Source organism: Marinomonas sp. TW1, from assembly GCF_001625355.1.
Taxonomy (GTDB): domain Bacteria; phylum Pseudomonadota; class Gammaproteobacteria; order Pseudomonadales; family Marinomonadaceae; genus Marinomonas.
Map to the genome: position 1 here is coordinate 1 of NZ_JSEE01000002.1, position 12321 is coordinate 12321.

Below are 12321 nucleotides of genomic sequence, written 5' to 3' on the forward strand. Positions count from 1 at the left end.
ACACTCACAATTTTACTTAATAAAGCGAATTGACGTGTTTGACTCTCGTAAGACTTCAATTTCTTTTTTGAAGCCCCAGCGAGCGCCCACACAAATTATCTGATTATCTATTTTAAAGAGCGTTGCCGTTACACTTAAGCTGCTTCGTTTCTCTTAGAGAGTGAAGCCCTGTCCGTGTCAGCGAGGGCGTATATTAAGGATATACAGATTTAGTGCAACTCTTTTTTGCGTTTTTTTGATGTTTTGGTTAAGTTTTATTGTATAGGCATACTAAATCACCAAAATCGTTTAAAAAACAACCAAAAGACAATAAAAAAGGCGCATGAGCGCCTTTTTTATAACGCAATAACAATCTTAACCACCAACATAACTCAGCATAACACCAGCCGCTACCGCAGAACCGATTACTCCTGCAACATTTGGCCCCATAGCATGCATTAGCAGGAAGTTTTGTTTATTGGCTTCCAAACCCACCTTGTTAGCAACACGCGCAGCCATCGGTACAGCCGACACACCAGCTGCGCCAATCAATGGATTAATTGGATGCTCAGATACTTTGTTTAGCACTTTCGCCATTAGCACACCCGTTGCCGTACCAATTGCAAAGGCCACCAAGCCAAGAGACAAAATTCCCAGAGTCTCTATATTCAAAAATGCTTCTGAGCTGAGTTTAGAACCAACGCCTAGGCCGAGAAATATTGTCACGGTATTGATCAAGGCATTTTGAGCGGTATCACTAAGACGATCAACCACACCAGACTCTTTCATTAAGTTACCAAAACAGAACATCCCCAGCAGAGGCGCAGCAGAAGGCAAGAACGCCGCCGCCAATAAAGTCACAACAATTGGAAATACAATTTTTTCTGTTTTCGTGACGTGCCTCAATTGCACCATTTTAATCGCGCGCTCTTCTTGAGAGGTTAACGCCCTCATTATAGGCGGCTGAATCAATGGCACTAACGCCATATAAGAGTACGCTGCCACCGCAATAGCACCAAGTAAATCGGGAGCTAATCGGCTCGCCACGAAAATTGCCGTTGGACCATCCGCACCACCAATAATACCAATCGCGGCCGCATCTGCTAACGTAAAGTCCATAATACCGCTCGCACCAAGCACCACCGCTCCGATTACCGTTGCGAAGATACCAAATTGAGCAGCCGCCCCCAGTAGCAAGGTTTTCGGATTGGCCAACATAGGGCCAAAGTCGGTCATTGCGCCAACACCCATAAAGATTAATAGCGGAAACAAACCAGTCTCAATACCACCATGATAAATGTAGTACTGCAGTCCGCCTGGCGACACCATATGTCCAGCAGCATCATAAACGGGCGCCGCCATAAAACCTGCACCAGGAATGTTAACCAAAATAGCCCCAACCCCTATTGGTAACAACAACAGCGGCTCGAAACCTTTCTTAATGGCAAGGTAGACAAGTAACAGCCCCACACACATCATCACAGCTTGACCGAACTCAAGCTGATATATGCCCGTATCGTGGTACAGATTTAATAATTTTTGTTCCATTTGGTTAAACCCTTTTTATTCTTGCAAATGAATTAAAGTGACAGCAATGCTTGACCCACTTGTACAGCATCACCTTCTTTAACGTGAATAGAACCAACCACACCCGCTTTAGGGGCAGAGATTTCGGTTTCCATTTTCATCGCCTCTAGAATCATAATGGTTTCACCTTCTTGAACCTGTTGCCCTGGCTTCACAAGCACTTTAAATATGTTACCCGCCAATGGCGCAGGAACATCTTCACCACCACTTGGTGCCGCTACCGATGAAGCAGCAGGAGCCGTTGATGATGCAGAAACAGGTTGAATCTGGCTAATATCACCCCCCTCTTCCACTTCAACAACATAACTTTGACCCGCAACACTAACCGTATAAACCGCTGGCCCCTCAACACTTTGAGCCGCTTCCACTAACTCTTGACCCGTTGGGACAGGCTCGAAGACGTCTGGGTTATTTCGGTTTTCGAGGAATTTCAAACCAATCTGCGGGAATAAGGCATAGGTTAAAACATCGTCAATCAAGTGTTCAGAAAGATCGATTTGCTTCTCCTTCGCCAAGTCCTGCAATTCTTGAGTCAGTTTTTCAACTTCAGGCTCAAGCAAGTCAGCAGGACGACAAGTAATCGGCTCAGCGCCATCCAATACCCGCTGCTGTAACTCTTTATTGAATTCAGCTGGTGCAGCACCGTATTCACCTTTTAAAATACCAGCCGTTTCTTTTGAAATCGATTTATAGCGCTCACCAGTCAACACATTCAGTACAGCCTGCGTCCCTACAATCTGAGACGTCGGCGTTACCAAAGGAATCAAACCAAGATCCTCACGCACTTTTGGAATCTCTTTTAGCACATCGTCAAACTTATCCGCAGCGCCCTGTTCTTTCAGTTGACTTTCCATGTTCGTCAACATACCGCCAGGCACCTGGGCGATCAGAATACGTGAATCCGTACCACGCAACGAACCTTCAAACTTCGCATATTTCTTACGCACTTCTCGGAAGTAGGCTGCAATATCCTCCAGCGCTTCCAAATCTAAGCCTGTATCTCTATCCGTTCCCTGCAATGCCGCAACGACTGACTCTGTTGAAGAATGCCCGTAAGTCATAGACATTGAAGAAATGGCGGTATCCACTCGATCAATTCCAGCTTCAATTGATTTCAGAATGGTCATATCAGACAAACCTGAAGTCGCATGTGCATGCAACTGAACCTCAAGATCAGTCTGCTCCTTTAATAAAGACACGAGATCAAAGGCATCATAAGGCGTCAAAATACCCGACATGTCTTTGATGGCAATGGAATCTGCCCCCATATCTTCAAGGGTTTTCGCATAATCCACCCAATTCTTAGTCGTGTGAACAGGGCTTTTAGTATAAGAAATCGTACCTTGCGCATGCTTGCCCATTTCTTTTACTGACTTAATGGCTTGCTCAAGGTTTCGAGGGTCGTTCATCGCATCAAAAATACGAAATACATCAACACCATTGGCTGCGGCACGCTCCACAAATTTAGCAACCACATCGTCAGCATAATGACGATATCCTAATAAATTCTGTCCGCGCAAAAGCATTTGCTGAGGCGTTTTCGGCATAGCCTTTTTCAGCTCACGGATTCGATCCCAAGGATCCTCACCGATAAAACGAATACAAGAATCAAAGGTCGCCCCACCCCAAGACTCCAACGACCAAAAACCAACATTGTCTAGCTTTTCAGCAATGGGCAACATGTCATCAATTCGAAGACGAGTTGCAAATAATGATTGATGAGCATCACGTAACACGACGTCCGTAATACCAAGAGGTTGCTTAATTGTTGTCATAGATCCAGCCTCTGCTATGTTCTGCGATTAAATGAGATTATTTATTACGATGTTGATGGATAGCAGCGGTAATTGCGGCCGCTATCTGTGGATCAACCGCCGCACTGGTTACGCTATCGGATACCGGAGTACTAGACTTAGCCACCGGAACGACTTCTGGAAAGAATTTATTAATAATGGACGACATGTAGCCAGTAGCAAAAATCAGCACGACTAGAAAGACGAAGACAAACCCCATCCCCAATACCATCAGGCCTACACCTTCACTTATCAATTCGTTCATTACCCTACCCTTATGTGCACGAATTATTGCCTTGTTTAGAGGCAGCGAATGTGATCATATTCATTTTTTGAACAGATCTTCTTAATTTGGTAACTCTTTTTTTACCATAAACCAGAACAGTTTCATATTTTTTTTGCATAACAGTTAGACTTATTTCGTGAACAATTCCCTAGAAAACAATCAAAATTTACACAAAGAACCCCAGCGTAGTGACATCATACTGGCCGTTGCTCCAATGGAAGGTGTCATGGATCACACTATGCGCGCCTTACTCTCAAAAATTGGCGGCATGAACTACCTTGTGTCGGAATTTGTTCGCGTCACTCAATACCCAATTCCGACATCCAGTTTTAAAAAGCTCATCCCTGAAAATAAAAATAGCGCAAAAACAGACTATCACCACCCAGTACACACACAACTACTAGGCAGCAATGCCGAACTCATGGCAGAAAGCGCTGTCAACGCCATTGCCGCAGGCGCTAATCATATTGATGTGAATTTTGGTTGCCCAGCAAAACGAGTCAATGGACACGGAGGCGGCTCAGTCTTACTACAAGACTCAGAAACCTTATTTCGCATCATGAATGCCATCCGCCAACAGGTTCCGGCACAGATCCCTGTGTCCGCCAAGATCCGACTAGGTTATGAAGATGAAGAAAAACTGTTTGATAATGTTGCCGCGATTGAAAGCGCTGGCACAAATGCACTAACAATACACGGTAGAACAAAGAAAGACGGCTATAAGCCACCAGCAAGATGGGAAAAAATTGGTTTAATTCAAGACCGAACTCAAATGCGAGTCATTGCCAATGGCGACATCACAGACCTTGACTCACTCACCAAGTGCAAAACCATTACAGGCTGTACTGAGTTTATGATTGGTCGAGGATCATTAAATAACCCTTTTATATTTCAGGATATTAGAAATGCTTCATACGAAGCTGGATGCACTCAACACAAAACCCAACTGGCTTTACTCTTTGTAGAATACACACAAAGACTGCAACTCGAATACGATGAAGTAGCGACCCTAGGGCGATTAAAACAGTGGATTGGTCACTTACGCTTTGAATTCTCAGACATTCAACATCACTTAAAAATGTTGCGTCAAAGTAAAAGCGTTGCAGAATTCACTATGAAGATACAAAACATTTTGAAAGCTTAATAACGTTTAGATTTTAAGATATATCGACGACAAGAGAGAAGATTTTTTAGAACAAGGAAAAATAAGAAAGGCAGTAATGGCGCATCCGAGAGGATTCGAACCTCTGACCGCTCGGTTCGTAGCCGAGTACTCTATCCAGCTGAGCTACGGATGCGTAACTACTTGTTTGACATTAAATGGCGCATCCGAGAGGATTCGAACCTCTGACCGCTCGGTTCGTAGCCGAGTACTCTATCCAGCTGAGCTACGGATGCGTATATAACGTCTAGAATGATTGTAAAACCATTTGCAGAAATTTTAAATTGAAGTGGCGCATCCGAGAGGATTCGAACCTCTGACCGCTCGGTTCGTAGCCGAGTACTCTATCCAGCTGAGCTACGGATGCGTAACTACAATTTTCAACCTTACAACTCAGAAAGGATAGTCTCTGAAAGGTTGACTTGAATGGCGGAGAGTGAGGGATTCGAACCCTCGATGAGTGTTAACCCATACTCCCTTAGCAGGGGAGCGCCTTCGGCCACTCGGCCAACTCTCCAAACAAGTGCGGCGTAGTATATACTGCTCTAACGCCATGTAAAGACTTTTTGGAAATTTTTTTAAAAATTAATCCTCAGAATCTTGTCCATCTTGCTCTTTTTGAATTCGAAGATATATTTCTTCACGGTGAACAGAAACATCTTTTGGTGCATTGATACCAATACGCACCTGATTCCCTTTTACACCCAACACAGTAACGGACACTTCGTCACCAACCATCAAGGTCTCACCAACACGACGAGTCAAAATAAGCATAAGAATATCTCCCTGTAATTGCTATATTCTAAAATTTAATTGATAGATATTACCTACAACATTGTAGGCTATTTCCTACAAGGTATATTCTAGCCGCTCAATAAAAATTAAACCATCGCAAAAAACAAGGATTATGTATTCATTTGTTACGCTTCGCTAACACCTGCAGCAGAATCACTCAATTTGAAAGCAGAATGTAACGTACGTACTGCTAGCTCCATGTATTTCTCATCAATAATAACCGACACTTTAATCTCTGATGTAGAGATGAGCTGGATATTAATCGACTCTTCCGCCAAGGCTTTAAACATCGTACTCGCCACACCAGCATGGGATCGCATACCAACACCAACAATAGACACCTTAGCAATCTTAGCATCAGACAAAACAGATTTTGCCCCTAACTCTTCAGCAATCTGATGTAACGTCTTCAACGCCAACTCATACTCATTACGATGCACCGTAAAAGTAAAATCAGTGGTACCGTCTACCGATACGTTTTGCACAATCATATCCACTTCAACATTAGCGTCACTGATTGGCCCAAGGATTCTTGATGCCACACCAGGAATATCTGGAACGCCTTTTAGCGTCAGCTTCGCCTCATCGCGATTAAATGCAATACCAGAAACAGCGGCTTGTTCCATATCAAGTTCCCCATCAGTTGTAATTAACGTGCCTTCACCATCTTTAAAGCTGGACAGTACACGCAACGGCACTTGGTACTTACCAGCAAACTCAACAGAACGAATCTGCAACACTTTAGAACCGAGACTCGCCATCTCTAACATTTCTTCAAAGGTAATCTTGTCCAATCGACGAGCACTGTCTACTACACGAGGGTCAGTTGTATACACACCATCTACGTCGGTATATATTTGACACTCATCGGCTCCTAACGCGGCAGCCAACGCCACCCCCGTTGTATCAGAACCACCACGCCCTAAGGTCGTGATATTGCCAAATTCATCAGCGCCCTGAAAACCAGCAACCACCAGCACTTTACCTTCTGCCAGATCCGCCTTCATTGCCTCCGTATCAATTTCTTGAATACGAGCTTTACCATGAGCGCTGTCAGTCGTAATGCGCACTTGAGAACCCGTGTAAGAACGCGCAGCAATACCTCGCTTCATTAGAGCCATAGATAACAAAGCAATCGTTACCTGCTCTCCCGTAGACAGCAACACATCCATCTCACGGGCATCAGGTGTAGACTGGATACTTTTTGCAAGCTCAATCAAGCGATTCGTCTCACCACTCATTGCAGACACCGCGACAACAATATCATCACCTTGCTGCTTATGCTTCTGCACTCGATCAGCCACTGCTTCGATACGCTCTATTGTACCGACCGAAGTACCACCGTATTTCTGAACTAACAACGCCATAGTCTTATCATTACCTAAAAAGAGCCCGACTCGTCGGGCTAAACATTTTAAACTCGTTCAGCAACCCAATCCGGTACTGAAGCAAGAACACTTGGTAGCGCATCTGGATTATTACCGCCGGCCTGAGCCATATCAGGACGACCACCACCTTTACCATCGACTAAAGGTGCAACCATCTTAATAAGGTCACCCGCTTTTACTTGCTTTGTCAGTTCTTTAGTCACACCAGCAATTAAACTCACCTTACCGTCGTTAACCGCAGCCAACAAAATAACCGCTGACTCTAGCTTGCTCTTCAGTTGATCTAACATATCGCGCAGCGCTTTTGGATCCGCCTCTACTTGAGCAACCAACAGCTTGCCACCATTAATATCGACCGCCTGAGAAGCCAAATCGGCTCCCGCCATGGCAGCCAATTTGCCTTTAATCGCATCTAACTCTTTCTGTAGCGTGCGGGCTTGGTCATTAAGTGCCGTCACTTTATCAAGGACAGAGTCTTTATTCCCTTTCACCAGTGACGCAATTTGTTGTAGGGTATTTTCCATCACTCGATTCACTTCAACAGCCGCTTTACCTGTCACCGCTTCGATACGGCGAACACCCGCTGCAATGCCGCTTTCCGTGATAATTTTGAACAAACCAATATCACCAGTGCGCTTAACGTGCGTACCGCCACATAATTCGATGGAATAGTCGGCACCCATAGTCAATACTCGCACTTGGCTATCGTATTTCTCACCAAACAGCGCCATCGCACCTTTGTCTTTTGCTGCTTCAATATCCATGATATCGGTTTCAACAGCATGATTTAGGCGAATTTGCTCATTTACCATGTCTTCAATTTGTTCAATTTCAGCGGCAGTTACACCTTCAAAATGAGAGAAATCGAAACGCAAACGCTCCGCATCCACCAAAGACCCTTTCTGCACAACATGGTCACCAAGAACACGACGTAAGGCTTCGTGCATCAAGTGTGTTGCCGAGTGGTTCAATGCAGTGGCTTGACGCATGGAGCTATCCACTTGCGCAGTCACTTTATCCCCTACCGACAAAGTACCTTCTTTTAATTCGCCATGATGAAGATGCGCTTTACCTTGCTTGGTTGTATTGCTCACTTTAAAAGCCAAACCACCACGCAACCAACCTTGATCACCAACTTGTCCACCAGACTCACCGTAGAAAGGTGTGTTTTTCAGTACTACTAACGCTTGTTGACCGGCTTCAAGTGTTTGTACTGACTGACCATCCAACAAAATGGTTTCAACCTGACATTCATCTTCAAGCTTGTCATAACCAGTAAACTCGGTTTCGGTATCCAAGCTCACACTGCCGGACATATCCATACTGAAGTTGCTTGCCGAACGCGCACGCGCACGCTGTGCTTCCATCGCAGCTTCAAAACCCACTTCGTCAATTTCCAAACCGTTTTCACGAGCAACATCATTGGTTAGATCCGCTGGGAAACCATAGGTATCATAAAGCTTGAAAACCGTCTCACCAGGGAGCACTTTACTACCATCTAATTGCGCAATGGCTTCTTCAAGAATGCGCATACCTTGGTCTAGAGTTTTAGCAAACTGCTCTTCTTCTTTTAACAGGATAGACGTCACACGATCTTTTAGCTTACGCAATTCTGGGTAAGCATCACCCATTTCGACATCCAATGCGGCTACCAACTTGTGGAAGAAGGGTTTGTCCTGACCTAATTTATTGCCATGACGTACCGCACGGCGAACGATACGACGTAACACATAACCACGACCTTCATTCGACGGCACGACACCATCCACAATCATGAAAGAACAAGAACGAATATGGTCAGCGATAACACGTAAAGATTGCGCTTCCAAATCCTCTGTACCAACAACGTCTGCAGAGGCTTTGATTAAATTTTGAAACAGATCAATCTCGTAGTTGCTGTGCACGCCTTGCAAAATGGCCGCAATACGCTCCAAGCCCATTCCCGTATCAACCGAAGGCTTAGGAAGCGTTGACATATCACCATTTGCAGATCGATTAAACTGCATGAAGACAACGTTCCAGATTTCGATAAAACGATCACCATCTTCTTCTGGCGATCCTGGTGGCCCACCCCAAATGTGTTCACCATGATCATAGAAAACTTCAGAACAAGGACCACACGGACCAGTGTCTCCCATAGCCCAGAAATTATCAGATTGATAACGACCACCTTTATTATCACCAATACGAATGATTTTTTCTGCTGGCAAACCAATTTGTTTATGCCAAATATCAAAGGCTTCATCATCGTCTGCGTATATAGTAACCAAGAGCTTTTCAGTTGGTAGCTTTAATACTTGTGTTAAAAACTCCCACGCATAACTGATGGCTTCAGTTTTAAAGTAATCACCAAAACTAAAGTTACCCAACATCTCGAAGAAAGTATGGTGACGCGCTGTATAACCGACGTTTTCCAAATCGTTATGCTTACCACCAGCACGGACACAGCGCTGAGACGTGGTCGCTCGCGTATAAGGACGCACATCGTCGCCAAGAAAAACATCTTTAAACTGCACCATACCTGCGTTAGTAAACAGCAAAGTAGGGTCGTTACCTGGAATCAGTGAGCTGGATTCAACTATCTGATGTTGCTTACTTTCGAAGTAAGACAAAAATGACTGACGTAACTCAGAACTCTTCATAATGGGGTGAGTCTCTATCTCTATATTTCTGGGCGAATTAAGGCTGCGCTAGCCGCGGTAAACAAAATGCGGCCACTATGCAACGAAAAGCACAAAATAGTACACGCAAAGGATAGGTTTTTTCAAAAGAAACCGCAGGAATTTTAAGCTTATTTTGTGCAAATCCTATACAAACACCTCTTTTTTGAATCAAAAGAGGTGTTTGTATAGGAAGATTAGGTCGTTTTTGTTGTGGAACAATAACGATAATGAGGTCGAGAAGTCATACGTGTCACCACTTCATATCCTATGGTGCCAGCATAATCCGCTACTTCTTCTACAGGAACGTCTCCTCCCCACAAAACCACTTCCTGACCGAGCTCCATCACCATGTCAGAATCATCAGGCAAGCGAACCGTAATCATATCCATAGAAACACGACCCGCTAAATAACCCGCCTCGCCCGCGATACGAACCGGCGCACCGTTTTCCGTCACGCGAGGATAGCCATCGCCGTAACCTACAGCAATGGTCGCTAGCTGATGCGCTTGCTCCGCCTGATAAGTACGACCATAACCCACCTGATCACCTTTCTGTAAATGACGAACAGAAATGATCTTTGACGATAAAGTCATGGCTGGTTTCAACCCCAACTGCACACCAGCAACACCCGCAAAAGGCGAAATGCCATACAACATGATGCCTGGACGAATCCAGCCACCTTCTGGTACAGACCATTTCATGATGGCTGCCGAATTGGCCACGCTGGCTTCAATGTCACCAATATCACGGCGCGCACTTTCGAAGTAGGCTAATTGCTCCATAGTGGTCAAATCAGACAAATCGTCGGCGCAAGAGAAATGCGTCATCAACAAGACATCATCCACCAAACCACTTTGACGCAATTGGACCACCAAATTGTTAGCTTCAGCTTTATCAACCCCCAAACGATGCATACCCGAATCCAGTTTGACAAACACCTTACCAATCTTTGACTGACTTTCTAACAAACCAGCCAATTGCTGCTCATTCTCCAGAGCAGACCAAAATCCATGTTGCTCACACAACTGCCATTCCAAGGGTTCGAACACCCCTTCAAGCAACATAATTGGTGATTCTATGCCCGCGTCTCTAAGCTCAATCGCCTCTTCAATCGCCGCAACAGCAAACGCATCCACTTCTTTATCCAAATGCTGGGCTACAGGCACAGCACCATGCCCATAGGCATTACTTTTTACGACAGCAAATGCTTTACAGCTTGGCTGAAGTTTTTTAGCAAATTGATAATTGTATAAAATTGCATCCAAATCGATGCTGGCAACTAACGGCCTAGCCATAGATGTTCCTTACTACTGATAACGCTTAACCGACAAGTCAGATGAATCGACTTCCGTTTGATTGCCCGCCATGATATCCGCAATCACTGCTGCAGAACCACAACTCATTGTCCAGCCTAATGTTCCGTGACCAGTATTAAGATACAAGCCGGCCACATTTGTCGCTCCTACGACAGGAGTGCCATCCGGAGTCATAGGACGCAACCCCGTCCAATACTCAGCCTCCGCCAACTGACAACCTTGACCAAACAAGTCTTCCACCACATGACTAATGGTTTCGGTACGGGATTTTGGCAATTCAAGATTGTACCCTGTCAACTCAGCCGTACCCGCTGCACGAATACGATCACCAAGGCGAGTCACCGCCACCTTGTATGTTTCATCCATCACAGTCGAAACCGGAGCGTATTGCGTATCTGTAACAGGGACGGTCAGGGAGTATCCTTTTACTGGATAAACCGGAATATCAATATCACAAGCTTTTAATAGTTCTTTTGAATAACTGCCCAAGCTGACCAGCACATGATCAAAAGCTTGTAAGCCATTTTGCGTAATAACACCGCGAATTTTACCAGATTCAACAGACAAAGATTGAATATCGGTATTAAATTGAAACGTGACGCCTAACGCATCGCAATGCGCTTTCAAGGATTGGCAAAATACATAACAGTCGCCCGTTTCATCACCGGTCAAACGAAGGCCACCTTTAAACTTATCGATGACAGGCACTAAGCCAGGCTCCACCTCAATAATTTGCTCAGGCGTCAACATTTGATGCGGTACATTTAAGGCCTGCAGCACCTTGATGTCTTTAGCGGCAGCCTCTACTTGCTCTTCCTTACGAAACAACTGTAAAGTCCCGCCTTGACCATCATCGTAACGAATGCCGAGTTCCTTTCGCAAAGCAATGAATTGATCGCGACTGTATTCAGCAAGGGCCATCATGCGGGATTTATTGGTGTTGTATGCTCCCTCAGTACATTGCGACAGCATCTTCCCCATCCACAGTAGCTTTTTCACTTCTGGATCAGGACTAATTTTCAGCGGCGCGTGTTTTTGCATTAACCATTTAATGGCTTTAAGCGGCACACCTGGCGCTGCCCAAGGTGCGGAATACCCTGGTGAAATTTGCCCAGCATTCGCAAAACTGGTTTCCAACGCAACACTGGGCTGACGATCAATTACCGTCACCTCAAACCCTTTTCGAGCCAAATAGTAAGCAGATGTTAAGCCAACAACGCCAGCACCCAATACGCAGACCTGCATACAACCTCCAATAAACCAATAAGTCGTTTGAACTATGATTACATACAAAAACCAGTTTTATCATCTATTTTAATTTCAATTTAAAGATATAAAAACCACTAAAATTG

At 44.8% G+C, this 12321-nt stretch carries 9 protein-coding genes and 4 tRNA genes; 1 reads left to right on the plus strand and 12 read right to left on the minus strand.

Features of this window, described 5'->3' with window-relative positions:
- Positions 1 to 354: 354 nt before the first annotated feature.
- Genes OA79_RS01585 through OA79_RS01595 form a run of 3 tightly spaced genes read right to left on the minus strand, consistent with a single transcriptional unit; the run spans position 355 to position 3624 of the window.
- Positions 355 to 1527, minus strand: coding sequence for a sodium ion-translocating decarboxylase subunit beta (locus OA79_RS01585; protein ID WP_063331479.1), 1173 nt, complete (start codon positions 1525 to 1527; stop codon positions 355 to 357).
- 32 nt (positions 1528 to 1559) lie between these two features.
- Positions 1560 to 3341 carry a sodium-extruding oxaloacetate decarboxylase subunit alpha gene (gene oadA / locus OA79_RS01590; protein ID WP_063331480.1) on the minus strand — a complete coding sequence of 594 codons (1782 nt, stop codon included), beginning with the start codon at positions 3339 to 3341 and terminating at the stop codon, positions 1560 to 1562.
- A 37-nt stretch (positions 3342 to 3378) separates the two neighbouring features.
- The gene (locus OA79_RS01595) at positions 3379 to 3624 is read right to left on the minus strand and encodes an OadG family protein (protein WP_063331481.1); all 246 of its coding nucleotides are present in this window, start codon (positions 3622 to 3624) and stop codon (positions 3379 to 3381) included.
- 157 nt (positions 3625 to 3781) lie between these two features.
- On the opposite strand from OA79_RS01595, the gene OA79_RS01600 reads away from it, so the two are divergent.
- Positions 3782 to 4789, plus strand: coding sequence for a tRNA dihydrouridine synthase (locus tag OA79_RS01600; RefSeq protein ID WP_231908777.1), 1008 nt, complete (start codon positions 3782 to 3784; stop codon positions 4787 to 4789).
- A 77-nt stretch (positions 4790 to 4866) separates the two neighbouring features.
- Here the strand turns inward: OA79_RS01600 and OA79_RS01605 are convergent.
- From OA79_RS01605 to OA79_RS01645, 9 genes are all read right to left on the minus strand, one after another.
- Positions 4867 to 4943: transfer RNA gene (locus OA79_RS01605), tRNA-Arg, on the minus strand.
- 23 nt (positions 4944 to 4966) lie between these two features.
- Positions 4967 to 5043 (minus strand) — tRNA-Arg (locus tag OA79_RS01610).
- A 54-nt stretch (positions 5044 to 5097) separates the two neighbouring features.
- Positions 5098 to 5174, minus strand: a tRNA-Arg gene (locus OA79_RS01615).
- A 60-nt stretch (positions 5175 to 5234) separates the two neighbouring features.
- Positions 5235 to 5324: transfer RNA gene (locus tag OA79_RS01620), tRNA-Ser, on the minus strand.
- A 68-nt stretch (positions 5325 to 5392) separates the two neighbouring features.
- The gene (gene csrA / locus OA79_RS01625; protein ID WP_013795210.1) at positions 5393 to 5581 is read right to left on the minus strand and encodes a carbon storage regulator CsrA; all 189 of its coding nucleotides are present in this window, start codon (positions 5579 to 5581) and stop codon (positions 5393 to 5395) included.
- A gap of 146 nt (positions 5582 to 5727) precedes the next feature.
- Positions 5728 to 6969 (minus strand): aspartate kinase, encoded by a 1242-nt coding sequence (locus tag OA79_RS01630; protein WP_063331482.1) that lies wholly within the window; start codon positions 6967 to 6969, stop codon positions 5728 to 5730.
- A 47-nt stretch (positions 6970 to 7016) separates the two neighbouring features.
- Positions 7017 to 9632 (minus strand): alanine--tRNA ligase, encoded by a 2616-nt coding sequence (gene alaS, locus OA79_RS01635; protein WP_063331483.1) that lies wholly within the window; start codon positions 9630 to 9632, stop codon positions 7017 to 7019.
- Positions 9633 to 9847: 215 nt separating this feature from the next.
- The gene (gene alr, locus OA79_RS01640) at positions 9848 to 10948 is read right to left on the minus strand and encodes an alanine racemase (RefSeq protein WP_063331484.1); all 1101 of its coding nucleotides are present in this window, start codon (positions 10946 to 10948) and stop codon (positions 9848 to 9850) included.
- A gap of 12 nt (positions 10949 to 10960) precedes the next feature.
- Positions 10961 to 12214 carry a D-amino acid dehydrogenase gene (locus OA79_RS01645; protein ID WP_063331485.1) on the minus strand — a complete coding sequence of 418 codons (1254 nt, stop codon included), beginning with the start codon at positions 12212 to 12214 and terminating at the stop codon, positions 10961 to 10963.
- Between the last annotated feature and the right edge of the window lie 107 nt (positions 12215 to 12321).